Annotated in this window: 25 protein-coding genes; 13 read left to right on the top strand and 12 right to left on the bottom strand. The window is 59.4% G+C overall.

The window, feature by feature from the left end; all coding sequences use genetic code 11:
• Window positions 1–65: 65 nt before the first annotated feature.
• Window positions 66–470, bottom strand: a complete 405-nt coding sequence (locus F2P67_RS05790; RefSeq protein WP_166218465.1) for an acetyl-CoA sensor PanZ family protein — start codon at window positions 468–470, stop codon at window positions 66–68.
• Window positions 471–694: 224 nt separating this feature from the next.
• Here F2P67_RS05790 and F2P67_RS05795 point away from each other — a divergent pair, with 224 nt between their 5' ends.
• The 7 genes from F2P67_RS05795 (at window position 695) to F2P67_RS05825 (ending at window position 6509) form a co-directional block, all read left to right on the top strand.
• A complete protein-coding gene (locus tag F2P67_RS05795) occupies window positions 695–2359 on the top strand; it encodes an OFA family MFS transporter (protein WP_166218467.1) in 1665 nt (554 codons plus the stop codon).
• 262 nt (window positions 2360–2621) lie between these two features.
• Window positions 2622–3215, top strand: a complete 594-nt coding sequence (hisB, locus tag F2P67_RS05800; RefSeq protein WP_007909204.1) for an imidazoleglycerol-phosphate dehydratase HisB — start codon at window positions 2622–2624, stop codon at window positions 3213–3215.
• Window positions 3215–3853 carry an imidazole glycerol phosphate synthase subunit HisH gene (gene hisH / locus F2P67_RS05805; RefSeq protein ID WP_166218469.1) on the top strand — a complete coding sequence of 213 codons (639 nt, stop codon included), beginning with the start codon at window positions 3215–3217 and terminating at the stop codon, window positions 3851–3853. Before hisB ends, hisH begins: the two co-directional genes overlap by 1 nt.
• A complete protein-coding gene (locus tag F2P67_RS05810) occupies window positions 3854–4111 on the top strand; it encodes a DUF2164 domain-containing protein (protein ID WP_166218471.1) in 258 nt (85 codons plus the stop codon).
• Window positions 4112–4153: 42 nt separating this feature from the next.
• Entirely contained in the window at window positions 4154–4891 is a 738-nt protein-coding gene (gene hisA / locus F2P67_RS05815) for a 1-(5-phosphoribosyl)-5-[(5-phosphoribosylamino)methylideneamino]imidazole-4-carboxamide isomerase (protein ID WP_056787231.1), read from the top strand.
• A gap of 9 nt (window positions 4892–4900) precedes the next feature.
• Complete coding sequence (gene hisF / locus F2P67_RS05820; RefSeq protein WP_166218473.1) at window positions 4901–5671, top strand: imidazole glycerol phosphate synthase subunit HisF; 771 nt, start codon at window positions 4901–4903, stop codon at window positions 5669–5671.
• Window positions 5672–5753: 82 nt separating this feature from the next.
• On the top strand, window positions 5754–6509 hold the full coding sequence (locus tag F2P67_RS05825) for a substrate-binding periplasmic protein (protein ID WP_166218475.1): 756 nt from the start codon (window positions 5754–5756) through the stop codon (window positions 6507–6509).
• Between the two features lie 45 nt (window positions 6510–6554).
• Here F2P67_RS05825 and F2P67_RS05830 read toward each other — a convergent pair whose 3' ends face one another.
• The 4 genes from F2P67_RS05830 to gpmI all read right to left on the bottom strand — a co-directional run bounded on the left by F2P67_RS05830 (window position 6555) and on the right by gpmI (window position 11637).
• Window positions 6555–7331: a divergent polysaccharide deacetylase family protein gene (locus F2P67_RS05830; RefSeq protein WP_166218477.1), complete on the bottom strand. Its 777-nt coding sequence runs from the start codon at window positions 7329–7331 to the stop codon at window positions 6555–6557.
• Between the two features lie 2 nt (window positions 7332–7333).
• A complete protein-coding gene (locus tag F2P67_RS05835) occupies window positions 7334–8653 on the bottom strand; it encodes a S41 family peptidase (RefSeq protein WP_166218479.1) in 1320 nt (439 codons plus the stop codon).
• A gap of 34 nt (window positions 8654–8687) precedes the next feature.
• Window positions 8688–9974, bottom strand: a complete 1287-nt coding sequence (locus F2P67_RS05840) for a murein hydrolase activator EnvC family protein (RefSeq protein ID WP_166218481.1) — start codon at window positions 9972–9974, stop codon at window positions 8688–8690.
• A gap of 136 nt (window positions 9975–10110) precedes the next feature.
• On the bottom strand, window positions 10111–11637 hold the full coding sequence (gpmI, locus tag F2P67_RS05845) for a 2,3-bisphosphoglycerate-independent phosphoglycerate mutase (protein ID WP_166218483.1): 1527 nt from the start codon (window positions 11635–11637) through the stop codon (window positions 10111–10113).
• A gap of 153 nt (window positions 11638–11790) precedes the next feature.
• Between gpmI and F2P67_RS05850 the strand changes: the two genes are divergently transcribed.
• The 3 genes from F2P67_RS05850 to secB are packed head-to-tail and all read left to right on the top strand — an operon-like array spanning window position 11791 to window position 13003.
• The gene (locus F2P67_RS05850; RefSeq protein ID WP_166218485.1) at window positions 11791–12204 is read left to right on the top strand and encodes a rhodanese-like domain-containing protein; all 414 of its coding nucleotides are present in this window, start codon (window positions 11791–11793) and stop codon (window positions 12202–12204) included.
• Window position 12205: 1 nt separating this feature from the next.
• On the top strand, window positions 12206–12460 hold the full coding sequence (grxC, locus tag F2P67_RS05855; protein WP_007952522.1) for a glutaredoxin 3: 255 nt from the start codon (window positions 12206–12208) through the stop codon (window positions 12458–12460).
• Between the two features lie 57 nt (window positions 12461–12517).
• Entirely contained in the window at window positions 12518–13003 is a 486-nt protein-coding gene (gene secB, locus F2P67_RS05860) for a protein-export chaperone SecB (protein WP_016772114.1), read from the top strand.
• A 130-nt stretch (window positions 13004–13133) separates the two neighbouring features.
• Here secB and F2P67_RS05865 read toward each other — a convergent pair whose 3' ends face one another.
• On the bottom strand, window positions 13134–13589 hold the full coding sequence (locus tag F2P67_RS05865) for a tRNA (cytidine(34)-2'-O)-methyltransferase (RefSeq protein WP_041071426.1): 456 nt from the start codon (window positions 13587–13589) through the stop codon (window positions 13134–13136).
• On the opposite strand from F2P67_RS05865, the gene F2P67_RS05870 reads away from it, so the two are divergent.
• Complete coding sequence (locus tag F2P67_RS05870) at window positions 13588–14028, top strand: hypothetical protein (RefSeq protein WP_166218487.1); 441 nt, start codon at window positions 13588–13590, stop codon at window positions 14026–14028. The genes F2P67_RS05865 and F2P67_RS05870 overlap by 2 nt on opposite strands.
• 611 nt (window positions 14029–14639) lie before the next feature.
• Here the strand turns inward: F2P67_RS05870 and ntrC are convergent.
• The 5 genes from ntrC to glnA all read right to left on the bottom strand — a co-directional run bounded on the left by ntrC (window position 14640) and on the right by glnA (window position 20215).
• Entirely contained in the window at window positions 14640–16076 is a 1437-nt protein-coding gene (gene ntrC / locus F2P67_RS05875) for a nitrogen regulation protein NR(I) (protein ID WP_090280245.1), read from the bottom strand.
• On the bottom strand, window positions 16073–17158 hold the full coding sequence (gene glnL / locus F2P67_RS05880; protein WP_166218489.1) for a nitrogen regulation protein NR(II): 1086 nt from the start codon (window positions 17156–17158) through the stop codon (window positions 16073–16075). Before glnL ends, ntrC begins: the two co-directional genes overlap by 4 nt.
• A gap of 231 nt (window positions 17159–17389) precedes the next feature.
• On the bottom strand, window positions 17390–18013 hold the full coding sequence (locus F2P67_RS05885) for a DUF4124 domain-containing protein (protein WP_166218491.1): 624 nt from the start codon (window positions 18011–18013) through the stop codon (window positions 17390–17392).
• On the bottom strand, window positions 18010–18522 hold the full coding sequence (locus F2P67_RS05890) for a DUF4124 domain-containing protein (RefSeq protein WP_166218789.1): 513 nt from the start codon (window positions 18520–18522) through the stop codon (window positions 18010–18012). The genes F2P67_RS05885 and F2P67_RS05890 overlap by 4 nt, the downstream gene beginning before the upstream one ends.
• A 286-nt stretch (window positions 18523–18808) precedes the next feature.
• Entirely contained in the window at window positions 18809–20215 is a 1407-nt protein-coding gene (glnA, locus tag F2P67_RS05895) for a glutamate--ammonia ligase (protein ID WP_064117048.1), read from the bottom strand.
• Window positions 20216–20542: 327 nt separating this feature from the next.
• On the opposite strand from glnA, the gene thiI reads away from it, so the two are divergent.
• Together thiI and typA are read left to right on the top strand one after the other, a co-directional pair.
• Window positions 20543–21997 carry a tRNA uracil 4-sulfurtransferase ThiI gene (gene thiI, locus F2P67_RS05900; RefSeq protein WP_166218493.1) on the top strand — a complete coding sequence of 485 codons (1455 nt, stop codon included), beginning with the start codon at window positions 20543–20545 and terminating at the stop codon, window positions 21995–21997.
• 139 nt (window positions 21998–22136) lie between these two features.
• Window positions 22137–23957 carry a translational GTPase TypA gene (gene typA, locus F2P67_RS05905; protein ID WP_166218495.1) on the top strand — a complete coding sequence of 607 codons (1821 nt, stop codon included), beginning with the start codon at window positions 22137–22139 and terminating at the stop codon, window positions 23955–23957.
• Between the two features lie 143 nt (window positions 23958–24100).
• Here the strand turns inward: typA and F2P67_RS05910 are convergent, their stop codons facing one another.
• Complete coding sequence (locus F2P67_RS05910; RefSeq protein WP_045122258.1) at window positions 24101–24538, bottom strand: YkgJ family cysteine cluster protein; 438 nt, start codon at window positions 24536–24538, stop codon at window positions 24101–24103.
• Window positions 24539–24651: the final 113 nt, after the last annotated feature.

The raw sequence follows: 24651 nt of genomic DNA on the forward strand, positions 1-24651 counted from the left end.
TAGTTAGTCGAATTCGTAATTTAGCCGGGGAGTATAGCGCTGCAACGGCCCGGTTCGGGGTGAAGTCATGTTGCCAGTACCTCCAGCGGCACGCGCAACTTCGCGGCGATTGCCTGAGCCTCAAGATACCCGGCAGGTGCCAGCAGGCGCAGTTCTGCCCCCGCTTGCGACGCCATTTTCTGCGCTTGGTTCACCAACCGTTCGGCCACCCCACGGCGACGGGTAACTTTTCGCACGCATAAATGGGACAAATACCAAACGTCGTGGTGCTTTTGCAGACGCGCAGCACCGAGCAGGCGGTCATTGAAGCGTCCGGCAATCAGCGAGCGATCAGCCAGGCTTTTTTCGATCAGGTCGGACTCCCCGGAAAACGGTGCGAACAGCCATTGCGGTGCATCGCGATAGATCTTCCGCAGATCCTGCTGATCCTGATAATTGGCGTCGTTCAGCGCTTGGACAATGATCGGCATGGCATTTTCCTGAGTGGTACGAGAACAGATGACATAAAAAAGGTGATATCAGTTTGGTTTTTCTGTCACGTGCAAATGGTAACCTTCGCCCGTTCGTCCGTCCTTCTGCGACTTAACGTCGCGCCTTCAAGGAGCTTCACCTGAAAAAACGGTCATGCCTGCGTGCATAAAGGCCGAGGGTGAACAGTGGCTGGCGAACAATACTAATAATTGGGGGATACACAATGAGCACGAGCATTACGGCGGACGGCCTCAAAGCCGACCAGCCTGCGTTCCTGTCCAAGGAACGCATCATCGCCAAGCCCGGTTTCAACCGCTGGCTGGTGCCACCGGCCGCATTGGCCATTCACTTGTGCATCGGCATGGCCTACGGTTTTTCGGTGTTCTGGTTGCCGTTGTCGAAGGCACTGGGCATCACCGCGCCAGTGGCCTGCGCACCGGACATGAGCTTCATCGCACAAGTCTTCTCTTCGCAATGCGACTGGCCGATCTCGATGCTCGGCTGGATCTACACCCTGTTCTTCATCTTCCTCGGCTGCTCGGCAGCGATCTGGGGTGGCTGGCTGGAACACGCCGGCCCACGCAAGGCCGGTGTGGTATCGGCACTTTGCTGGTGCGGTGGTCTGCTGATTTCGGCGTTGGGGATTTATACCCACCAAATCTGGCTGATGTGGATCGGCTCCGGCGTGATCGGCGGTATCGGTCTGGGCCTGGGCTACATCTCGCCGGTCTCGACCCTGATCAAGTGGTTCCCGGACAAGCGCGGCATGGCCACCGGCATGGCGATCATGGGCTTCGGCGGCGGCGCCATGGTGGGTGCACCGCTGGCCGCAGCGCTGATGGGTCACTTCGCTTCGCCAACCAGCGTTGGCGTGTGGCAGAGCTTCCTGGTGATGGCCGCGATTTACTTCGTGTTCATGATCGGTGGCGCGCTGTCCTACCGCGTTCCACCGACCGGCTGGAAGCCTGAAGGCTGGACCGCTCCGGCGAAAAAAGCTTCGAACTCGATGATTACGCACCGTCACGTGCACGTGAATGTGGCGTGGAAAACTCCGCAGTTCCGTCTGGTGTGGCTGGTGCTGTGCCTGAACGTGTCGGCCGGTATCGGCATCCTCGGCATGGCTTCGCCCCTGTTGCAGGAAGTGTTCGGCGGCAAGCTGTTGGGCGTCGACGTGCCGTTCGGTCAACTGGATGCCGGTCAACTGGCCTCGATCGCGGCGATTGCTGCCGGCTTCACCGGTCTGCTGAGCCTGTTCAACATCGGTGGCCGGTTCTTCTGGGCGTCGTTCTCGGACTACCTGGGCCGCAAAAACACTTATTTCGTGTTCTTCGCGCTGGGTTTCGCGCTGTATGCACTGATCCCGAACCTCGGTCATCTGGGCAACGTGGCGCTGTTCGTGGCGGCGTTCTGCATCATCCTGTCGATGTACGGCGGTGGTTTTGCCACGGTTCCGGCGTACCTCGCCGACCTGTTCGGCACACAAATGGTCGGCGCGATCCACGGTCGTCTGTTGACCGCTTGGGCGGCGGCCGGTGTGCTGGGCCCGGTGTTGGTGAACTACCTGCGTGAGTATCAGTTGAGCATCGGCGTGGAACGCGCTGCCGCTTACGACATCACGCTGTACATCCTCGCCGGTCTGCTGGTGCTGGGTTTCCTGTGCAACATGCTGGTACGTCCGGTGGCGGACAAGTACTTCATGACCGACGCCGAGCTGGCGGCCGAACAGGCACTGGGTCATGACAAAGGTGCTGACGCGACCACCGTGCTGGAGTGGAAAGCCGCACCGGGCAGCAAGCCGCTGGCGGTGGCTGCGTGGCTGGTGGTGGGTATTCCGTTGGCATGGGGTGTGTGGGTGACCCTGCAGAAGACGGCAGTTCTGTTCCACTAAGTAAAAACGCAGTATCTCTGTAGGAGGGAGCCTGCTCGCGATAGCGGTCTGACAGTCACAGAAATGTCGACTGTGAGGCTCCCATAGCGAGCAGGCTCACTCCTACAGTTGTTTTGGGTGCCTGTGATGGCTTGTATGGACATGTCTATCCCCGACAGCACGCGGTTCTATCCGTCAGTCATTCCACGTCTCGTGTTTCTGTTTCGGCCCCGCGTGCCTATAATGGCTGCCTTTTTCGCCCAATGATTTTGCGGAGCTGGTGATGGCCGAACGTAAGGCGTCTGTCGAGCGCGACACTCTGGAAACCCAGATCAAAGCCTCGATCAACCTTGATGGCACCGGAAAGGCCCGATTCGATATCGGTGTTCCTTTTCTTGAGCACATGCTGGATCAGATCGCCCGTCACGGGTTGATCGACCTGGATATTGAATGCAAGGGCGATCTGCATATCGACGACCACCATACGGTGGAAGACGTCGGTATCACCCTCGGCCAGGCGTTCGCCAAAGCCATCGGCGACAAAAAAGGTATCCGTCGCTACGGTCACGCCTACGTGCCGCTCGATGAAGCGCTGTCGCGCGTAGTCATCGATTTCTCCGGCCGTCCGGGCCTGCAGATGCACGTGCCGTACACCCGCGCCACCGTTGGCGGCTTCGACGTTGACCTGTTCCAGGAATTCTTCCAGGGCTTCGTCAATCACGCGCTGGTCAGCCTGCACATCGACAACCTGCGCGGCACCAACACCCACCACCAGATCGAAACCGTGTTCAAGGCTTTCGGCCGCGCGCTGCGCATGGCTGTCGAGCTGGATGAGCGCATGGCCGGGCAAATGCCATCGACCAAAGGCGTTCTGTAATGCAGACGGTTGCAGTTATCGATTACGGCATGGGCAACCTGCACTCGGTGGCCAAGGCTCTCGAGCACGTTGGCGCCGGCAAGGTGTTGATCACCAGCGATGCCAACGTGATTCGCGAAGCCGACCGCGTGGTATTCCCGGGCGTTGGCGCAATTCGCGATTGCATGGCGGAGATCCGTCGCCTTGGTTTCGACTCGCTGGTGCGTGAAGTCAGCCAGGATCGTCCGTTCCTCGGCATCTGCGTCGGCATGCAAGCCTTGCTCGACAGCAGCGAAGAGAACGATGGCGTCGACTGCATCGGCCTGTTCCCGGGCGCGGTGAAGTTCTTCGGCAAAGATTTGCATGAGGACGGCGAGCACCTGAAAGTCCCGCACATGGGCTGGAACGAGGTGAAGCAGAAGGTCAGCCACCCGCTGTGGCATGACATTCCGGACATGGCGCGTTTCTACTTCGTGCACAGCTACTACATCGCCGCCGCCAATGCGCGCCAGGTGGTCGGTGGCGGTCATTACGGTGTCGATTTCGCAGCGGCGCTGGCCGATGGCTCGCGTTTCGCCGTGCAGTTCCACCCGGAGAAGAGCCATACCCATGGCCTGCAATTGCTGCAGAACTTCGCCGCGTGGGACGGTCGCTGGTAAATGGCGATCAAGAAGAAACCGCCGATCCTGACCCTCACTCCCGAGCAGGAGAGCGAGGCCAATCGCAAGATCCAGCGGTTCATGGAGGATCGTTTCGAACTCGACCTGGGTTCGTTCGAGGCGGCGGAAATTCTTGAGCTGTTTACCCGCGAAATTGCTCCGCACTATTACAACAGGGCGATTTTCGATGTGCAGACCCACCTCAAAGAGCGGTTTGAAAGCATCGAAAGCGACCTGTGGGCGCTCGAGAAAAACTGATTTCCGAGCCAAGCTGAACATTCAAATTTGAAGGTTTGCCAGATGCTGATTATCCCCGCTATCGATCTCAAAGACGGTGCCTGCGTACGTCTGCGCCAGGGCCGCATGGAAGATTCCACGGTGTTCTCCGATGACCCGGTGAGCATGGCTGCCAAGTGGGTGGAGGGCGGTTGCCGTCGTCTGCATCTGGTCGACCTGAACGGCGCTTTCGAAGGTCAGCCGGTCAACGGTGAAGTGGTCACCGCGATCGCCAAGCGATACCCGACCCTGCCGATCCAGATCGGCGGCGGCATTCGTTCGCTGGAAACCATCGAGCACTACGTCAAGGCGGGTGTGAGCTACGTGATCATCGGCACCAAAGCGGTGAAGGATCCGGCGTTCGTCGCAGAAGCCTGCCGCGCGTTCCCGGGCAAGATCATCGTTGGTCTGGACGCCAAAGACGGTTTTGTCGCCACCGATGGCTGGGCTGAAATCAGCACCGTGCAGGTCATCGATCTGGCCAAGCAGTTCGAAGCCGATGGCGTGTCCTCGATCGTTTATACCGACATCGCCAAAGACGGCATGATGCAGGGCTGCAACGTACCGTTCACCGCCGCGCTGGCTGCTGCTACCAGGATTCCGGTGATCGCTTCCGGCGGCATTCACAACCTGGGTGACATCAAGTCGCTGCTCGACGCCAAGGCGCCGGGCATCATCGGCGCCATCACCGGCCGGGCGATCTACGAAGGCACTCTCGACGTCGCCGAAGCGCAAGCTTTCTGCGATTCGTACCAAGGCTGAGGACTGACCATGGCGCTGGCCAAACGCATCATCCCTTGCCTGGACGTGGACAACGGTCGGGTCGTCAAAGGTGTGAAGTTCGAGAACATTCGTGACGCCGGCGACCCGGTGGAAATCGCCCGTCGCTACGACGAGCAGGGTGCCGACGAGATTACCTTTCTCGACATCACTGCCAGCGTCGATGGCCGTGACACCACGCTGCACACCGTCGAGCGCATGGCCAGCCAGGTGTTCATTCCGCTGACCGTTGGTGGCGGTGTGCGTACCGTGCAGGACATTCGCAACCTGCTCAATGCTGGTGCGGACAAGGTATCGATCAACACCGCTGCCGTGTTCAACCCGGAGTTCGTCGGCGAAGCGGCGCAACATTTCGGCTCGCAATGCATCGTCGTCGCCATCGACGCGAAGAAGGTCTCGGAACCTGGCGAAACCCCGCGCTGGGAAATCTTCACCCACGGCGGACGCAAGCCGACCGGCCTCGACGCGGTCGAGTGGGCGAAGAAAATGGAAGGGCTGGGTGCCGGCGAGATCCTGCTGACCAGCATGGATCAGGACGGCATGAAAAACGGTTTCGACCTCGGCGTGACACGCGCGATCAGCGATGCGCTGGGCATTCCGGTGATCGCGTCCGGCGGCGTCGGCAACTTGCAGCATCTGGCTGACGGCATTCTTGAAGGGCATGCCAGCGCTGTGCTGGCGGCGAGTATTTTCCATTTCGGCGAATACACCGTGCAGGAAGCCAAGGCCTACATGGCCAAACGCGGCATCACGATGCGTTAAGCGTCAAAATCCATACAGGCCAGTGGACACCATGGCGCACCCAAGGCACTCTTGGGCACGCCATGGATTTCGGTAGCCCGACATGATCAAACGCCTGCTTCTTGTTCTCGCCAGTGCCTCGATGTTGTTGCTCAACACCGGCCATGCAGAAGAAAGTCCCGACACCGATCTGGTGCTCCTCACCGAAAACTTCCCGCCGTACAACATGGCGAAGAACGGCAAGAACTTCGCCCAGGGCGAAAACATCAATGGCATCGCCACCGACATCGTGCGCGAAATGTTTCAGCGAGCCGGCATCACTTACAGCCTGACCCTGCGTTTCCCGTGGGAGCGCGTGTACAAACTGGCGCTGGAAAACCCGGGTTACGGCGCCTTCGTCATGGCGCGTTTGCCGGATCGCGAAAAACTCTTCAAGTGGGTCGGCCCCATCGGCCCTGACGACTGGATCATGTTGGCCAAGGCTGACAGCAAGATCACCCTCGAAAGTCTCGATGACGCGCGCAAATACAGGATCGGTGCCTACAAGGGCGATGCGATTGCCGAGACGCTGACCAAGCAAGGCTTGAAGCCGGTGGTGGTGTTGCGTGATCAGGACAACGCCAAAAAACTCGTCAACGGTCAGATCGACCTGTGGGCGACCGGCGATCCTGCCGGGCGTTATCTGGCGCGGCAGGATGGTGTGACAGGCCTCAAAACGGTGCTGCGTTTCAACAGCGCCGAGCTGTATCTGGCGCTGAACAAGGATGTACCGGACGAAACCGTGAAAAAGCTGCAGGTTGCGCTGGATCAGATGCGCAAGGACGGTGTGGTGGACGAGATCATGGGGAAATACCTCTGACTCCAGCGTCACTGCGATTCAACTGTTGGAGCGGGCGTTGCTGATTCAGCGATACACGCCATCCTTGCCGTGTGCCGCCATGGCCTTGTTACTGCGCACACTGATCATTTGCCGGATGTCGATCCACTCGATCCCCTGAGCCTTCAGTTTCGGCAATTCGCGCTCCAGTACCGTCAGTGTCTGTGGATAAGGGTGGCCGATCATCACCGCCGAACCTTGCTTGTGCGCCAGGCTGATCGCAGTCTGCAACTGCGTGTAGATGGCTGCCTCGGTACGCTCGTCATCGAGAAACACATCCCGCGAGACACTCGCCAGGTTGATTTTCTGCGCCTGTTGCGCGGCAACGGTTTGCGCGCTGGTGCGGCTGTCGACGAAGAATTTGTGCCGGCGTTGCAGCTCGGCCATCAGCCACGCCATCGCCACCGGTTGGGCGGTCATGCGGCTGCCCATGTGATTGTTGATGCCGGCGGTGTAGGGGACCATTTTGAACGCGGCGTTCAGGCGCTTTTCGAGTTCTTCGATGGGCAGTTCAGGGTGCCAGGCGAAGGGGCCGGTGGCCGGGTCCATCGGCATGTGCAGGATGACGATCTTGCCGGCGCGATGAGCTTCGCGGGCGAATTCGGTGGCGTGCGGGGTATCGGGCATGATCGCCGCCGTTACCGGACCGGGGAGGGCCAGCACGCGGCGATCCCGGGGCAGGTTCTGCCCCAGGTCATCGATGATCAGTGTCAGGTAGGCTTTTTGTGGCGCGGGTTTGGCGGGCTCTGCGTGAGCAGCACCCGCCAGACAGCACAACAGAACGAAGACGAATCGCAGAGACATCCTCAACGGCCGGACGTGATGCTCAGCCCTTTGAGCAGGCTCAGGGCCTGGGCCAACTGGTAATCGTCATCCTGTGGCATGGCTTTGGCCTTGCCACCGGAGCCGGTCGGTTTGTCCGCGCCACCGTTGCCGTTGCCCAGGTGACCTTGCAGGTCGGCTTCCTTGAAATAGTCGCCGTCCGCTTCGCTGGTGATTTTCGCCTTGCGCACTTCGATGTCCGGCACGATGCCCTGAGCCTGGATCGAGCGGCCATTCGGCGTGAAGTACAACGCGGTGGTGATCTTCAGTGCCCGGTCGTTGTTCAGCGGCAGCACGGTTTGTACCGAGCCCTTGCCGAAACTGGTGGTGCCCATGACCACAGCGCGTTTCTGATCCTGCAGGGCGCCGGCAACGATTTCCGAGGCTGAGGCGCTGCCACCGTTGATCAGCACCACCATCGGCACCGCTTCGCTTTCGTCTTTGCCGGTGGCGGAGAAGCGCAACTCGGAGTTGGCGATCCGGCCCTTGGTGTAGACGATCAGGCCTTTCTTGATGAAATGGTCGACCACTTCCACCGCTGCTTGCAGCACGCCGCCCGGGTTGTTGCGCAGGTCGAGAATGATGCCGTTGAGCTTCTTGCCGTTGTCCTTGCGCAGCTTGGCCAGCGCCTTGGAGACTTCTTCGCCGGTCTTGACCTGGAACTGGGTGATGCGGATGTAGCCGTAGCCCGATTCCAGCAGTTGCGCCTTGACGCTCTTCACCTGAATCACCGCGCGGGCGAGCGTCACGTCGAACGGCGTGCCGCCATCGCGCACCAGGGTCAAAGTGATTTTCTGGCCGATCTTGCCACGCATCTTGTCGACGGCTTCGGTCATGGTCTGGCCGCGAGTCGGCTGACCGTTGATCTTGACGATGAAGTCGCCGGCCTGAATGCCGGCCTTCGATGCAGGCGTGTCGTCGATTGGCGAAACGACTTTGATGAAGCCGTCTTCGGCGCCAACCTCGATGCCCAGGCCGCCGAATTCGCCGCTGGTGCTTTCCTGCAGCTCGGTGAAATCTTCAGGGCCGAGGTAGGCGGAATGCGGGTCGAGGTTGCTGAGCATGCCCTTGATCGCGTTTTCCAGCAGGGTTTTGTCGTCCACCGGTTCGACGTACGCGGCTTTGATCCGGTCCATGACCTCGGCAAAGGTGCGCAACTCTTCCAGCGGCAGCGGTGCCTTGGAGGTCGCGGCAGTGCCTGCCGGTGCGACGGCCGGAGCCGGTTGAGCGGCGAACGCCAGAGGCGCGCCGATCACCAGAGCGATCGTCAGGGCCAGCGAGGTAAGACGGGACAAATGCAGCATGTCGAACGAACTCCTAAAGTTGGTGACTCAACGCCTATCCTTGCGCGCGGCACCATTGCGCCGGATCACTCGGGTGACCCTGCTGACGAATTGCGAAATACAGCGCTGGTGTGTCCTGACCGCCACTGTTACCGACAGTGGAGATCGACTCACCGGCTTTAACCACGTCACCGGCCGACTTGAGCAGCGTCTGGTTGTGACCGTAAAGACTCAGAAAACCATTGCCGTGATCGAGGATCACCAGCAGTCCGGCACCGCGCAGCCAGTCGGCAAACACCACGCGGCCACCGTGTACGGCATGCACCTGGCTGCCGGCGGAGGCGCTGATCATCACGCCGTCCCATTTGGTGCGGGCATCGTCGCCACGGGTTTCGCCGAAGCGTGCCAGCAATCGACCATCAACTGGCCACGGAAGTTTTCCCCGGGTTGCAGCAAAAGGGCCACCGAAGGTCTCGCCGCTGCTGGAAACCAGTGCGCCGGGTGTTGATCTGGCAGGTTTACGTGGGGCGTCGCTGTTTTCAGCTTCGGCCTCACGCAAACGCTTTTTTTCCGCTTCCTGCTGGGCGATCAGCGCTTTCTGCCGCGCTTCTTCAGCCTCACGAGCCTGGCGGGCCAGGGTTTCTTCAATGGTTTTAAGGACTTTAGACAGGTCTGCCTGATCCTGCTCGCGAGCGGCGAGTTTCTGGTCGCGGGCCTTCACGTCGTCGTTGAGTTTGGCGAGGACTTGCTGGCGTTCCTTACGGACTTTTTCCAGTTCGTCGCGCTGAGTGTCGAGACTGCTTTTTTGCACGAGCAGCTGCGCTTGCTGCAGGGCAATGTCTTTTTCGACATTGGCCAGTTGGCGCAGGGTTTCGTTGAAGTTCTTCAACTGCTCCAGGCGGGCCTGGCTCAGGTAATCGTAATAGGTGAGGGTACGGGCGAATTTCTCGGGATTCTGCTGGTTTAGCAGCAGTTTGAGGTATTCCTGGCGACCGTTCTGGTAGGCGGCGCGGGCCTGAATGGCGATCAGTCGCTGCTGTTCAGTGCGCGCGCTCTGGAGTTTTTTTTTCTCTGCATCGAGCCGCTGCAGCTCGGATTCGCTCTTCTGCAGTTCTTTCTGCAGGGCATCAACCTGCTTCTGCAGCTTGCCCATCTCGGTTTCAGTGCCCTTGAGCTCTTTCTGCACGCCGGACTTTTCTTCCTGGAGCTTGCCCAGCAGCTTTTTCAGCTCGGCAATGTCCTGACGCGTGGCGTCCAGCTGCTGTTGGGTTTGCGCGCGCTCGTCAGCGAAGGCCGGTTGGAGCAGGCATGTCAGAGCAAGGGCGATCAGGACGCGAAGCATAGGGGCGGGCGGCACCAGGGTAAGGGACGGCCTAGTATGCCCGCCTCACGCTGCAAAAAAAACGCCTCAAAGCCAACTGCTTTGAGGCGTTCGTCATATAAAGCCGTTTCAGGCTGATTACAGGGCGTTTTTGATATCAGACCAGAATCGAAGTGCCAGTCATTTCCACCGGTTTTTCCAGGCCGAGCAGTTTGAGCATGGTCGGCGCCACGTCCGCCAGTACGCCGCCTTCGCGGACTTTCAGGTCGCGCTTGCCGACATAGATGAACGGCACCGGCTCGGTGGTGTGCGCAGTGTGCGCCTGGCCAGTGGATTCATCGGCCATCTGCTCGACGTTGCCGTGGTCAGCGGTGATCAGCGCTTCGCCGCCGACTTTTTCCAGCGCATCGACGATGCGACCCACGCAGGTGTCGAGGCATTCAACGGCTTTCACCGCGGCTTCGAACACGCCGCTGTGGCCGACCATGTCTCCGTTGGCGTAGTTGACCACGATCACGTCGTAGCGCTGATTTTCGATGGCCTCGACGATGCGGTCGGTGACTTCCGGTGCGCTCATCTCCGGCTGCAAGTCGTAGGTGGCGACTTTCGGCGACGGAATCAGGATGCGCTCCTCACCCGGAAACGGTTCTTCGCGGCCGCCGGAGAAGAAGAAGGTCACGTGGGCGTATTTCTCGGTTTCGGCGATGCGCAACTGGGTCTTGCCGTTTTTCGCCAGATAGTCACCCAGCACGTTTTCCAGGCTACCCGGAGCAAAGGCTGCGGGGGCCGGGATGCTTGCGGCGTATTGGGTCAGGCCCACGTACTGCACTTTTGGCTGGCGTGTGCGCTCGAATTCCTTGAAACCGTCTTCGACAAACACGCGGCTCAGCTCACGAGCACGGTCGGCGCGGAAGTTCATGAAAACCACGGCATCGCCGTCTTCAACTTTGACCGGCTCGCCGATGCTGGTGGCTTTGACGAACTCGTCGCTCTCGCCACGGGCGTAAGCGGCTTCCAGACCTTCCTGGGCGGTGGCAGCGTTGAATTCACCGTTGCCATCGACGATCAGGTTGTAGGCCTGGGCCACGCGATCCCAGCGGTTGTCACGATCCATGGCGAAGTAGCGGCCGATGATGCTGGCGATGCGGCCCTTGCCGAGGGCCTGGAAGGTCGCGTCGAGCAGTTCGATCGACGACGCGGCGCTTTTCGGCGGGGTGTCGCGGCCGTCGAGGAAGGCGTGCAGGTAGATTTTTTCCGCGCCGCGCTTGAAGGCCAGTTCGGCCATGGCGATCAGGTGATCCTGGTGGCTGTGCACGCCGCCGTCCGACAGCAGGCCCATGAAGTGCACGGCTTTGCCGGCGGCCACGGCTTTATCCACAGCGGCGCAGATGGTCGGGTTCTCGAAGAACTCGCCGTCGCGGATCGCTTTGGTCACGCGGGTGAAGTCCTGATACACCACGCGCCCGGCGCCGAGGTTCATGTGGCCGACTTCAGAGTTGCCCATCTGGCCGTCCGGCAGGCCGACGTCCATGCCGCTGCCCGAGATCAAGCCGTTCGGCACCGTGGCCCACAGGCGATCGAGAACAGGCTTCTTCGCCGCAAAAACGGCATTGGATTCGGGGCTGTCGCTGTGACCGAAGCCGTCGAGAATCATCAGGACCAAAGGTTTAGGCGTGGTAGTCATGGAATCCACTCGTGGCTAATAAAGAAGAGGGCGATGGAAAAGGGAGTTGGAGTTTAAAGCGAAGTTCCGACCGCGTCACCGCCGGACGGGGTTTGGCCGACCATAGTGGCTGTGTATACTGGCCGACATTTTAACGCCCTGGAACCTCCTTCGATGGTTGCTCACCTGATTGAATTTGCCACTAACCACTACATTCTTGTCGGTATCTTCGTCGTACTGCTGGCTCTGCTGCTGGCGCACACGATGCAGGGCGGCGGTAAAAGCCTGAGCACCGGCGAGCTGACCGCACTGGTCAATAAAGACGCAGGTGTGGTGGTGGACATCCGTCCGACGAAGGATTTCGCCGCCGGCCACATCGTTGGTGCCGTGAACATTCCCCAGGACAAACTGGCTGCCCGCATCGGCGAGCTGGAAAAACACAAGGCCAAGACCATCATTCTGGTCGACGCTCTGGGCCAGACTGCCGGCACCCACGCCCGCGAACTGATGAAGGCCGGCTTCACCGCCGCCAAGCTGTCCGGCGGGATTTCCAGCTGGAAAGGCGACAACCTGCCGTTGGTGAAGTGACATGAGCGACGTCATCGTCTACTCCAGCGATTACTGCCCTTACTGCTCGCGCGCCAAGTACCTGCTCGCGAACAAAGGCGTGGCCTTCGAAGAGATCAAGGTCGATGGCAAGCCGCAGGTGCGCGCCGCCATGGCCCAAAAGGCCGGACGCACGTCCGTGCCGCAGATCTGGATCGGCGACACCCACGTCGGCGGATGTGATGATTTGTATGCCCTGGAGCGCGCCGGCAAGCTCGACGCGCTGCTCAAGGCCTGAACTGCTGCACCTGCAAACCAAGAACCCTAAAAGACCCAAGATCAGAAAGGATCTGAGATGACTGACCAACAGAACACTGCAGCCAGCGAAGAAGAAACCGCACCGCAATTCTCCTTGCAGCGCATCTACGTACGCGACCTGTCCTTCGAAGCCCCGAAAAGCCCGGCGATCTTCCGCCAGCAGTGGGACCCGGCGGTCGGTCTGGATCTGAACACTCGCCAGAAAGCGCTGGAAGGCGATTTCTACGAAGTCGTGCTGACCCTGTCCGTCACCGTGAAAAACGGTGAAGAAGTCGCCTTCATCGCTGAAGTGCAACAGGCCGGTATCTTCCTGATCAAGAACCTGGACGCGGCTTCGATGAGCCACACCCTGGGTGCGTTCTGCCCGAACATCCTGTTCCCGTACGCTCGCGAAACCCTGGACAGCCTGGTGACCCGCGGTTCGTTCCCGGCCCTGATGCTGGCCCCGGTGAACTTCGACGCCCTGTACGCGCAAGAGCTGCAGCGCATGCAGGAAAGTGGCGAGACGCCAACCGTTCAGTAAAAATCTGAGCGTTGACGCAAGTCCAATGTGGGAGCGGGCTTGCTCGCGAAAGCAGTGTGTCAGGCGACTGTGATGTCCGCTGATACGACGCCTTCGCGAGCAAGCCCGCTCCCACATTTGTTATGTGCAGTTATTTGAAGTCGTTCTGCCGCCACGCTTCATAAACCGCCACTGCGACGGTGTTGGACAGGTTCAGGCTGCGGCAGCCTTCGCGCATCGGCAGGCGCAGGCGCTGTTCGGCGGGCAGGGCATCGAGCACTTCCGGCGGCAGGCCACGGCTTTCCGGGCCGAAAATGAACGCGTCGCCCGGGACGAACGCAGCATCGTGAAACGGTCGCGAACCCTTGGTGGTGAACGCGAACAACCGTGGATGGCCGAGGCTTTCCAGGCAACTGGCGAGGTCTGCGTGGCGTTGCAGCGTGGCATATTCGTGGTAATCGAGACCGGCGCGGCGCAAGCGCTTGTCGTCCATCTCGAAGCCCAGCGGTTCGATCAAATGCAGGTGGCAGCCGCTGTTGGCGCACAGCCTGATAACGTTGCCGGTATTCGGCGGAATTTCTGGTTGAAAAAGGATGACGTGAAACATGCACGGCTCCGAAGGTAAAGATGAGCGGCATTCTACGCCGCCTGTGGACAACCGTTCGAAACTATTCCCGCGCGTGATCGGTTCGCTGGCGATTGTAGGCGTGATGATCGGCTTGATGATCGGTCGACTGACCACGCCGGACCCTACTGTGTTGCAGCAAGTCGAGGTTACGGATCAAGGGCTGGTGGTGTGGTTCAACAATGAACCGAAGCTGCACGGCGAAATCATCGATGGCACTGTGGCGTTGTTGTTCCAGGCTGAAGGGCGGGCGCAGAAAGGCCAGCTCAGGCTCAACGGCAAAGATGTCAATTGGCGTACACGAGCGAGTGACGGCGGGTTGTTGCTGACGGTGTTGGCGGCGCGGCCGCTGCAGGGTGACTGGGCCGCCAGCGAGGTCGATGACCGCTGGCGGCTGGAGATTCATCTGCGGGAGCAATAAAAGCGGGAATCCCTGACCTGCCTGTATCAGGGTTCCCAAAACGGGGTGGACTTCGCTTTGCAGCGTCGGTCCGGTGTAAAGAGGGAACCCCCGGCCTGCCTGTACCAAGGATCCCAAAAGGGTGGGCGCAACGCGTCGCGTTGTACGCCCGGTGTAAAGAGGGGAATCCCCGGCCTGCCTGTACCAAGGTCCCCGAAACGGGTGGTGAATCGAATCACCTGTAAGAGGTACTGCAGGGGGCGTGCCAGTTTTTAATCTGATGAAACAAAAAAGCTGATGAGAAACACGAAAGCCCCGTAATTCGGGGCTTTCGCGCATTTGAAAAGTTTATTTTTCAGTGTTTTCACAAGCGGATGCGGGGATCCGACTGTGCTCAATCGCGGGTCATCGTGCATTGATGCGGTGCACAGTGGCCCTCACCCTAACCCTCTCCCAGAGGGAGAGGGTACTGACCGAGTTGCCCGGTCAAGTTACGCCGACCTGAAATACCCCGCCGAACTCGGGATTCGAAAACACCCGAGATCTGCTCCCTTTCCCCCTCTCCCGTTGGGAGAGGGCTGGGGTGAGGGGCTGGATTTTGGAATCACAACAATCCTCAAGCAATCCGGCCGTTAACCCTCATCCCCCTCATCATCATCCCCGCCATCAACCTTCATCCCCAGTTCCTTGATCTTGCGCGTCAGGGTATTACGTCCCCAACCCAGCAAAACCGCGGCATCCCGGCGACGGCCAGCGGTATGTTTCAGCGCCGTCTCGATCATGATTCGCTCAAACGCCGGTACCGCGCTGTCGAGCAGGCTCGACTGACCGCGTGCCAACGCCTGATCGGCCCATTGGCGCAGCGCCTGCTCCCAATTGGTCACGGGCGCCGAGTCTTGCGGCAGGTTCAGCAGTTCCGGAGGCAGGTCGCTGATGTGCACTTCGCGTCCGGACGCCATCACCGTGATCCAGCGGCAGGTGTTCTCCAATTGGCGCACGTTGCCCGGCCACGGCAGGTTTTTCAGGTATTCCTCGGTCTCGCTTTTCAGCAACTTCGGTTCAACCGCCAGTTCTTGAGCGGCGCGGCTGAGAAAGTGCTTGGCCAGGGTCGGGATGTCTTCGCGACGATCCGACAGGCGCGGGATGTGGATGCGGATGACATTGAGGCGGTGGAACAAGTCCTCACGGAATTTCCCGGCGTGCACCAGGGTTTCCAGATTCTGGTGGGTCGCGGCGATGATTCGTACATCAACCTTGACCGGCACATGGCCGCCGACGCGATAGAACTCGCCATCGGCCAGAACGCGCAGCAAACGGGTTTGCGTGTCCGCCGGCATGTCGCCGATTTCATCGAGGAACAGCGTGCCACCGTCAGCCTGTTCGAAGCGGCCGCGACGCAGGTTGGCCGCGCCGGTAAACGCGCCTTTCTCGTGGCCGAACAGCTCGGATTCCATCAAATCCTTGGGGATCGCCGCCATGTTCAGCGCGATAAACGGCGAGGCCGCGCGTGGACTGTGGCGGTGCAGGGCGTGGGCGACCAGTTCTTTACCGGTGCCGGATTCGCCGTTGATCAGCACGGTGATGTTGGAGTGGCTCAAACGGCCGATGGCGCGAAACACTTCCTGCATCGCCGGCGCTTCGCCGATGATTTCCGGGGTGCGGGTCAGCGCGGGCACCACCTCCAGGCCTTGCTGTTCTTGCGCGTGCTGATTGGCGCGCTTGACCAGCGACACCGCCTCATCGACGTCGAATGGTTTGGGTAGGTATTCGAAAGCGCCGCCCTGATACGAAGCGACAGCGCTGTCCAGATCGGAGTGAGCGGTCATGATAATGACCGGCAACCGTGGATGTTGCTCACGGATCCGCGCCAGCAAATCCAGGCCGCTGGCGCCCGGCATGCGGATGTCGGAAATGATCACATCCGGCTGCTGACGGGCCAGACGACTCATCACGCCATCGGCGCTGTCGAAGCTCTGCGTGGTCATGCCTTCCTGCTGCAAGGCCTTTTCCAGAACCCAACGGATAGAACGGTCGTCATCGACGATCCACACGGTTTCACTACGGCTCATGTCGATGTGGCTCCTTGTTCCAGTGGCAGAAAGATCGAGAACGTGGTGTGGCCGGGGTGGCTCTCACACTCGATCAGGCCCTGGTGCTGGCTGATGATGTTCTGGGTAATGGCCAGGCCCAGCCCGGTACCGTCCGGGCGACCGCTGACCATGGGAAAGAAAATGGTTTCCTGAAGTTCCGCCGGTATCCCCGGGCCGTTGTCGATGATCTCGATCTTGGTCACCAGGCGATGGCGGACGTGGCCGATGGTGAACTGGCGCATGGTTCGCGAGCGCAGGCTGATACGGCCCAGGCGCAGCTCGTTCTGGCTGCTGATCGCTTGCATGGCGTTGCGCACGATGTTCAATACGGCCTGAATCATTTGTTCGCGGTCGATCAATACGTCGGGAATGCTCGGGTCGTAGTCGCGCACCAGAGTGATGCAGCCCTGACTTTCCGCTTCGACCAACTGGCAGACGCGCTCAAGCACTTCGTGAACGTTGCACATGGCCAGCGACGGCAACTTGTTCGAGCCGAGCATGCGGTCGACCAGATTGCGCAGGCGGTCAGCCTCTTCAATGATCACGTTGGTGTAGTCGCGCAGGCTGTCCTCGGGCAGCTCCCGGGCCAGCAGTTGCGCAGCGCCGCGAATGCCGCCGAGGGGGTTCTTGATCTCATGGGCGAGACCACGCACCAGCATTTTGCTGGTTTCCTGTTTGGACAGTTGCGCCTCTTCCTTGGTGATCCGCAGCAGGCGGTCACGCGGGTGCACTTCCAGCAAAAGCAGGGTCGCGCCGTTGCTGAGGATCGGCGTTACCGCGTAATCCACCGTCAGGGTCTGGCCGGTGAGGGCAGTGAGCATTGCTTCGCGCTTGGTGAACGGGTGTGCCTGCTCCACCGCTTGGCGCAACGAATTGAGCGCCTCGGTGGATTCGGTGAACAGCTCGCTGATGAACTGCCCATGGCTGCGCTGCCCGCTGATGGCCAGCAGCATCTCCGCCGCCGGGTTCATGTACTCAAGGCGCAATTCGGCATCGAGCAAAATGGTGGCGGTGGTCAGGTTGTCGAGCAGCAAACGTGGGATTGCGTCGCTAATGGTCATCAGAGCCTCTTTTGGGGGCGGAGCGTGCGCAAGTAACAAGCGTCGGTATCGGGAAAATGCAAAAACCAAACCAAGGCTCCGAAAAGAAGCGTTCATCCCCTGAAACGGGCGTTTGACGCTCGTTTGCGTGGCAGTCGGCCAGCCTTCGCGGGTACTTTCGAACCAAAATGGGTTGGAATGTGGGTGCGGTGCAGCCTTCTGCACCAATATAGTGCGCAAAGCTGAATGGCGTTAGAAGAAACGCAGGAAGGGGTTTTTCGGTTCTGGCGGTTTGTCCTTCAGTGGACATTCCGGGCGCACGCCGTAGTCGTCGGTTGCGCAGGGTTTGACTTGGCGTTTCTGCGCCAGCGAGATGCGCAGCATGTGGAAGGGCTGATTGGCGGTGCGCTCCACGGTGCGGCCCTGCGCATCAAGAATTTCCACAGACAGGTTGTGGCTGCCCCGGTCGATGTTGCTTAGCGGGAATACCGGGCTGAGTCCGGGTTCACCAGTGGGCTGGCCATCCAGCAAAAGCCGATAACGGTGGCCGTTTTGCAGACCTGGTTCGCTGGTGATACTGACGATCACTTCACCCGCGCTGCTGCGAATGGTTGCGTCCGGCTCGGGCACCAGCACACGCAGCATGTCGTAGTGGAACAGAGGCTGCTCGGGGGATTTTTTCGCCATCGTGACAGGCGCGGTGGCGGCTGGATTGGCCGGCATGCGATTGCTGGTCGCCAGCGGTACCCGCTTGGCGTTGCCGCGTGGCTGATCGGTGTAGACGCGGTTGCCCTGCGCATCGGTGTAGGTGAAGACCTCTGCCGAAGCCTGCAGGGTCACCAGAGCCAGCAGGGCGATCATCCAGGCGCGAATCATGGCGTGTGCACCCGCTGCACGGTAAAGACCACTGACGGGCTCTGTTGAATGATCGCCTCGCCATCAATGACCTGCACCACCAGGCGATGCTCGCCACGGTCGACATTCACCAGTTGCAGGATCGGCACGTTGCTTGGCTGGCCGTAGGGTTCATCGTCCAGCACCAGTCTTAACTGATGCGGCGCTTGCAGGCGCGGCTTGATCAGCACGTTGACCGTGAAGGTGCCGTTGTTGGCGCGCAGGGCTTCTTCGGTGGGCAGGCCAGTGAGTTCCAGAATTTCATAGGTGCTGCGTGCGGGCTGGCGATTGTTCGTGTCAGAGGGCGCTGGAGCGTTCGGTGCCTGTGGCTCGACGCTGTTGAGTGGCGGCAGCTCCACTGGCTGCGCCTGCACACCGTCCGGCGAATGATCGCTGTAGACCGTGTTGCCATTGGCGTCGGTGTACTTGTAGATCTGCGCAGCGGCGGGCAGGGCGATCAGCAGCAGAATGTAGAGAAAGGTGCGACCCATGAAATCGACCGGAAAGAAAGCGATGGGGTGCAGCATAGGCCAGGTGTGGCGGTAGGCCCAACCCTGCACACATCCAGAGATCATTCTCACGCCACAAATCCCCTTGTGGGAGCGGGCTTGCTCTCGAAGGCGTCGTGTCAGATAACATTTATTTCAATGACCCACCGCTTTCGCGAGCAAGCCCGCTCACACAGGGAATTGCGTCACGCCATAAATTGCAGGCAATAAAAAAGGCCTCCCGAAGGAGGCCTCTTTTTGTCACGCCGCGTCGCGCGGCGCTACCGGATCAGCAGCTGTAGTACAGCTCATATTCCAGTGGGTGTACGAAGGTGCGGACCTTGATTTCTTCTTCGGATTTCAGCGCGATGTAAGCGTCGATGAAGTCGTCGGAGAACACGCCGCCCTTGGTCAGGAACGCACGGCCCTTGTCCAGCTCTTCCAGGGCTTCTTTCAGGCTGCCGCAAACTTGTGGGATCTCTTTCGCCTCTTCAGGCGGCAGGTCGTACAGGTTTTTGTCAGCGGCATCGCCTGGGTGGATCTTGTTCTGGATACCGTCCAGGCCGGCCATCAGCAGAGCTGCGAAAGCCAGGTACGGGTTGGCAGCCGGATCCGGGAAACGTGCTTCGATACGACGGCCGCGTGGGCTGTTGACGTAAGGAATACGGATCGAGGCGGAACGGTTGCGAGCCGAGTAGGCCAGCATCACCGGAGCTTCGAAGCCTGGCACCAGACGCTTGTAGGAGTTGGTGGCCGGGTTGGTGAAGCCGTTCAGCGCTTTACCGTGCTTGATGATGCCGCCGATGAAGTACAGAGCGGTTTCGGACAGACCGGCATAGCCTTCGCCAGCGAAGGTGTTCTTGCCATCTTTGGCGATGGACATGTGTACGTGCATACCCGAACCGTTGTCACCGTACAGTGGCTTCGGCATGAAGGTTGCGGTGCGGCCGTAGGCATCGGCAACGTTGTGGACAACGTATTTCAGAGTCTGAACTTCGTCAGCTTTCTTCACCAGGGTGTTGAACTTGACACCGATTTCGTTCTGACCGGCAGTCGCCACTTCGTGGTGGTGAACTTCAACGGTCTGGCCCATTTCTTCCAGTGCGTTGCACATGGCAGTACGGATTTCGTGGTCGTGGTCGAACGGCGGAACCGGGAAGTAGCCACCTTTGACGCCTGGACGGTGACCTTTGTTGCCGCCTTCGATGTCTTGGTCGGACATCCACGAACCTTGTTCGGAGTAGATCTTGAACATCGAGCCGGAGATGTCCGACTTGAATTTCACTTCGTCGAAGATGAAGAATTCTGGCTCTGGACCGGCGAATACGGTGTCACCGATACCGGTGGTCTTCAGATATTCCTCGGCGCGGTGCGCGATGGCGCGTGGGTCGCGATCGTAACCTTGCATGGTCGAAGGTTCGATGATGTCGCAGACCAGGATCAGGGTCGCGTCTTCGGTGAACGGGTCGAGAACGGCAGTTTCGTCGTCCGGCAGCAGGATCATGTCGGAGGCTTCGATGCCTTTCCAGCCAGCGATGGAGGAACCGTCGAACATCTTGCCGACTTCGAAGAAGTCGTCTTCCAGCGCATCGCGAGCCGGCATGGTCACGTGGTGCTGAGTGCCTTTGGTGTCCGTGAAGCGCAGATCAATCCACTTGACGTCATGATCTTTGATGAGTTGAACCGACTTCGACATAGTGTCCTCCGGGTGAATTAGGGCGGGTAGTGGATGCCCTTAATAGTGGTGATGCCGGCGCGAATACTCTGCCAAGGCAACCTGCCTCACAAGGGAGCAAATTGCATGCCAGTGCCCCAGCATGGGTTTTTTGCCCCAAATTCACGCTTATTAAGGTGCAAAGCGTCTTAATGCTGGAATTCTCGCCCTTTAATGTAGCGTCAAAATCGAAAAATGACCTGTTTTGGTGCATGCAAAACCTTATGCACATTAACTGGTTAAACCTTGAGCAATTTCCGCTATAATCCGCGCCCCCCTTTTTCGGCTGGCCGTTCGCGCGCTGTTTTCATGAAACTAATCGTAAAAGTCTTCCCCGAGATCACCATCAAAAGCCGACCTGTCCGGACGAAATTCATCCGCCAGTTGGCCAAGAACATCCGCACCGTGCTCCGTGACCTGGACCCGGCCGTGGTGGTGAACGGTGTGTGGGACAATCTCGAGCTGGAAACCCGCGTTACCGACGCCAAAGCCTTGAAAGAGATGGGCGAGCGCCTGACCTGCATGCCGGGCATTGCGCACTTTTTGCAGATCGACGAGTACCCGCTGGGCGACTTCGACGACATTACCGAGAAGTGCAAACAGCACTACGGCGCTGCCCTGGCCGGGAAGATTTTCTCGGTGCGCTGCAAGCGTGCGGGCAAGCATGCGTTCAGCTCGATGGACGTCGAAAAATACGTCGGCAGCAAGCTGCGTCGTGAGTGCGGTGCGGCCGGTATCGACCTGAAAGCGCCGGAAATCGAAGTTCGCATCGAAGTTCGCGACAAACGGTTGTTTGTGATCCACAGCCAGCACAATGGCATCGGCGGCTACCCGCTCGGTGCGCTGGAACAGACGCTGGTCTTGATGTCCGGCGGCTTTGACTCGACCGTTGCTGCCTACCAGATCATGCGTCGCGGCCTGATGGCACACTTCTGCTTCTTCAATCTGGGCGGTCGTGCCCACGAATTGGGCGTGATGGAAGTCGCGCATTTCATCTGGAAGAAGTACGGCAGCTCGCAACGCGTGCTATTTGTCAGTGTTCCGTTCGAAGAAGTGTTGGGCGAAATTCTCGGCAAAGTCGATAACAGTCATATGGGCGTCGTATTGAAGCGTATGATGTTGCGCGCTTCCTCCGTCATTGCCGAGCGCCTGCACATCGATGCGCTGGTCACTGGCGAGGCGATCTCCCAGGTGTCGAGCCAGACGCTGCCGAACCTCTCGGTGATCGACTGCGTGACCGACAAATTGGTCCTGCGTCCGCTGATCGTGGCGCACAAGCAGGACATCATCGACACGGCCAACGAGATCGGCACCGCCGATTTCGCCCGGCACATGCCGGAGTACTGCGGAGTCATCTCGGTCAATCCGAAGACTGCCGCCAAGCGTGGCCGCGTTGAGCACGAAGAACAGGAATTCGACATGGCGGTGCTCGAGCGTGCGCTCGAAAACGCCAAACTGGTGCCGATCGATCGCGTGATCGACGAATTGGGCCAGGATTTGCAGATTGAAGAAGTCAGCGAAGCGCTGGCCGGTCAGATCGTGATCGACATCCGTCACCCGGATGCCGCCGAAGATGATCCGCTGGAACTCGCTGGCGTAGAAGTACAGACGATGCCGTTCTACGCAGTGAACGCTCGTTTCAAGGAGCTGGATCCGACTCGCCAGTACCTGCTGTATTGCGACAAAGGCGTGATGAGTCGCCTGCATGCTCACCATTTGCTCAGTGAGGGGCATGCCAATGTGCGCGTTTATCGACCGAGCTAAGTGCCCGGGGCTGTTTGCCTGTGGCCTGCGTCACCGGCCCCCCGACACCGCCGTCAAGCTGTAACGGCCATGCCGGACACTACTGCTAATCGCTGCCAAGACTTGTCAGCAAACCGAATCCTCTGATCGAGATACACAAGTGATCGAAAATCTACGCAACATCGCCATCATTGCCCACGTTGACCATGGTAAGACCACCCTGGTAGACAAACTCCTGCGTCAATCCGGCACTCTGGAGCGCAACGAGCTCAACGACGAGCGCGTGATGGACTCCAACGACCAGGAAAAAGAGCGCGGTATTACCATTCTGGCGAAGAACACCGCCATCAACTGGAACGGCTACCACATCAACATCGTGGACACCCCGGGCCACGCCGACTTCGGCGGCGAAGTTGAACGCGTAATGTCGATGGTTGACTCCGTTCTGCTGCTGGTTGACGCTCAAGACGGCCCTATGCCGCAAACCCGTTTCGTGACCAAGAAGGCTTTCGAAGCCGGCCTGCGTCCAATCGTGGTGATCAACAAGGTTGACCGTCCAGGCGCGCGTCCGGACTGGGTTCTGGACCAGATCTTCGACCTGTTCGACAACCTCGGTGCGACCGAAGAACAACTGGACTTCCAGGTTGTTTACGCTTCGGCCCTGAACGGTATTGCCGGTCTGGATCACACCGCCATGGCGGAAGACATGACCCCGCTGTACCAAGCGGTAATCGACCACGTTCCGCCTCCGGCCGTTGACCGTGACGGTCCGTTCCAGATGCAGATTTCCGCTCTGGACTACAACAGCTTCCTGGGTGTTATCGGTGTTGGCCGTATCGCTCGTGGTCGCGTCAAGCCGAACACTCCGGTTGTCGCTATCAGCGCCGACGGCAAGCGCCGCAACGGTCGTATCCTGAAGCTGATGGGTCACCACGGTCTGCACCGCATCGACGTTGAAGAAGCAGCGGCTGGCGACATCGTCTGCATCAGCGGTTTCGACGAGCTGTTCATCTCCGACACCCTGTGCGACATCAACACTGTCGAGGCGATGAAGCCTCTGACCGTTGACGAGCCAACCGTTTCCATGACCTTCCAGGTAAACGACTCGCCATTCTGCGGTAAAGAAGGCAAGTTCGTGACTTCGCGTAACATCAAGGATCGTCTGGACAAAGAGCTGCTGTACAACGTTGCACTGCGCGTTGAAGAAGGCGACTCGGCTGACAAGTTCAAGGTTTCCGGCCGTGGTGAGCTGCACCTCTCGGTACTGATCGAAACCATGCGTCGCGAAGGCTTCGAGCTGGCCCTGGGCCGTCCTGAAGTGATCATCCGTGAAGTTGACGGCGTGAAGCAGGAACCGTTCGAAAACGTGACCATCGACATCCCTGAAGAATCCCAGGGCAAGGTCATGGAAGAAATGGGTCTGCGTAAAGGCGACCTGAGCAACATGGTGCCGGATGGCAAGGGCCGTGTTCGTCTGGAATACAACATCCCTGCTCGTGGTCTGATCGGTTTCCGTAACCAGTTCCTGACCCTGACCAACGGTGCTGGCATCCTGACCTCGATCTTCGATCGTTACGCTCCAGTGAAGTCGGGCCACATGTCCGGCCGTCAGAACGGCGTTCTGGTTTCGGTTGAAACCGGCAAGGCACTGACCTACTCCCTGGAAACCCTGCAGGCTCGTGGCAAGCTGTTCGTAGAACACGGCCAGGAGATCTACAACGGTCAGATCGTTGGTCAGAACTCCCGCGACAACGACCTGGGTGTGAACCCGACCAAAGGCAAGAAGCTCGACAACATGCGTGCTTCGGGTAAAGACGAAACCATCGCTCTGGTCCCACCTGTTCGCTTCACCCTGGAACAGGCTCTGGAATACATCCAGGAAGACGAGCTGTGCGAAGTGACGCCTAAGTCCATCCGTCTTCGCAAGAAGATCCTGGACGAAAGCGAGCGTACCCGCGCTGCCAAGAAAGCCAAGGCGTAATTTAGCCCTGGAATAAAAAACGCCCCCGGTCGCGAGACCGGGGGCGTTTTTGTTTGTCTGGGGTTTATGCGGGGGTTGTGCCGGCCCCATCGCTAGCTTGCCAGCGAAGGCGACCGATCAGCCGCCGAACATCTCGGATCAGATCAAAACTTCTCGATCGACCGCGAATTCTGCACCCGCTCCACTTCTTTCGGCTTGTACGCGCAATAGCCCGGGCGCGGGCCGATCTTCGGGTGGTTGCGGCAGGTATCCGGGCGCTTGTCATAAATGGTGCACAGGCGGCTTTTACGATCTAGGTAGTAGCAATCGTTGTTGCTCATGCGCTGGAGGGTGAAGATGCCCGACTTCTGATTGAAGCGTTCGACCAGACCTTCCTTTTGCAGACGCTTGGCGATGTTCTTCGGCGGATCGCCCAGTTCGAACTCGTCGACCACACCGATGCGCACCAGATCCTTGATCTTCACTTCGACCGGCAGCGTGCAGCAGCTGGAGATGCAGGAGCCGCACATCGGGGCCGAATATTTGGCCCACGTATCGAGACGGTCGATCTCGGCGGCGGCAATCAGGTTGGGCTTCATCATCGGGAGTTACCAGGCGTGTGTGCATCAGGGCGCGCGATCATACCGGGACTGGTGGATTTTTGAACAACCTTTCGCCAGATTTTTTCTGCATGCAGGCACATGGCCGGACAATT

Origin of the sequence: Pseudomonas atagonensis, assembly GCF_011369485.1 — a bacterium.
Classification (GTDB): domain Bacteria; phylum Pseudomonadota; class Gammaproteobacteria; order Pseudomonadales; family Pseudomonadaceae; genus Aquipseudomonas; species Aquipseudomonas atagonensis.

What these genes read in the sequence shown, in the direction of transcription:
- F2P67_RS05825 (WP_166218475.1), top strand. Translation starts at nt 5,754, where the DNA reads ATGATCAAACGCCTGCTTCTTGTTCTCGCCAGTGCCTCGATGTTGTTG.
- glnA (WP_064117048.1), bottom strand. Translation starts at nt 20,215, where the DNA reads ATGTCGAAGTCGGTTCAACTCATCAAAGATCATGACGTCAAGTGGATT.
- F2P67_RS05870 (WP_166218487.1), top strand. Translation starts at nt 13,588, where the DNA reads ATGCACGGCTCCGAAGGTAAAGATGAGCGGCATTCTACGCCGCCTGTG.
- F2P67_RS05790 (WP_166218465.1), bottom strand. Translation starts at nt 470, where the DNA reads ATGCCGATCATTGTCCAAGCGCTGAACGACGCCAATTATCAGGATCAG.
- F2P67_RS05850 (WP_166218485.1), top strand. Translation starts at nt 11,791, where the DNA reads ATGGTTGCTCACCTGATTGAATTTGCCACTAACCACTACATTCTTGTC.
- ntrC (WP_090280245.1), bottom strand. Translation starts at nt 16,076, where the DNA reads ATGAGCCGTAGTGAAACCGTGTGGATCGTCGATGACGACCGTTCTATC.
- glnL (WP_166218489.1), bottom strand. Translation starts at nt 17,158, where the DNA reads ATGACCATTAGCGACGCAATCCCACGTTTGCTGCTCGACAACCTGACC.
- F2P67_RS05865 (WP_041071426.1), bottom strand. Translation starts at nt 13,589, where the DNA reads ATGTTTCACGTCATCCTTTTTCAACCAGAAATTCCGCCGAATACCGGC.
- hisA (WP_056787231.1), top strand. Translation starts at nt 4,154, where the DNA reads ATGCTGATTATCCCCGCTATCGATCTCAAAGACGGTGCCTGCGTACGT.
- grxC (WP_007952522.1), top strand. Translation starts at nt 12,206, where the DNA reads ATGAGCGACGTCATCGTCTACTCCAGCGATTACTGCCCTTACTGCTCG.
- secB (WP_016772114.1), top strand. Translation starts at nt 12,518, where the DNA reads ATGACTGACCAACAGAACACTGCAGCCAGCGAAGAAGAAACCGCACCG.
- F2P67_RS05890 (WP_166218789.1), bottom strand. Translation starts at nt 18,522, where the DNA reads ATGGGTCGCACCTTTCTCTACATTCTGCTGCTGATCGCCCTGCCCGCC.
- gpmI (WP_166218483.1), bottom strand. Translation starts at nt 11,637, where the DNA reads ATGACTACCACGCCTAAACCTTTGGTCCTGATGATTCTCGACGGCTTC.
- hisH (WP_166218469.1), top strand. Translation starts at nt 3,215, where the DNA reads ATGCAGACGGTTGCAGTTATCGATTACGGCATGGGCAACCTGCACTCG.
- hisB (WP_007909204.1), top strand. Translation starts at nt 2,622, where the DNA reads ATGGCCGAACGTAAGGCGTCTGTCGAGCGCGACACTCTGGAAACCCAG.
- F2P67_RS05810 (WP_166218471.1), top strand. Translation starts at nt 3,854, where the DNA reads ATGGCGATCAAGAAGAAACCGCCGATCCTGACCCTCACTCCCGAGCAG.
- F2P67_RS05910 (WP_045122258.1), bottom strand. Translation starts at nt 24,538, where the DNA reads ATGATGAAGCCCAACCTGATTGCCGCCGCCGAGATCGACCGTCTCGAT.
- F2P67_RS05795 (WP_166218467.1), top strand. Translation starts at nt 695, where the DNA reads ATGAGCACGAGCATTACGGCGGACGGCCTCAAAGCCGACCAGCCTGCG.
- F2P67_RS05830 (WP_166218477.1), bottom strand. Translation starts at nt 7,331, where the DNA reads ATGTCTCTGCGATTCGTCTTCGTTCTGTTGTGCTGTCTGGCGGGTGCT.
- thiI (WP_166218493.1), top strand. Translation starts at nt 20,543, where the DNA reads ATGAAACTAATCGTAAAAGTCTTCCCCGAGATCACCATCAAAAGCCGA.
- F2P67_RS05885 (WP_166218491.1), bottom strand. Translation starts at nt 18,013, where the DNA reads ATGATTCGCGCCTGGATGATCGCCCTGCTGGCTCTGGTGACCCTGCAG.
- hisF (WP_166218473.1), top strand. Translation starts at nt 4,901, where the DNA reads ATGGCGCTGGCCAAACGCATCATCCCTTGCCTGGACGTGGACAACGGT.
- F2P67_RS05840 (WP_166218481.1), bottom strand. Translation starts at nt 9,974, where the DNA reads ATGCTTCGCGTCCTGATCGCCCTTGCTCTGACATGCCTGCTCCAACCG.
- F2P67_RS05835 (WP_166218479.1), bottom strand. Translation starts at nt 8,653, where the DNA reads ATGCTGCATTTGTCCCGTCTTACCTCGCTGGCCCTGACGATCGCTCTG.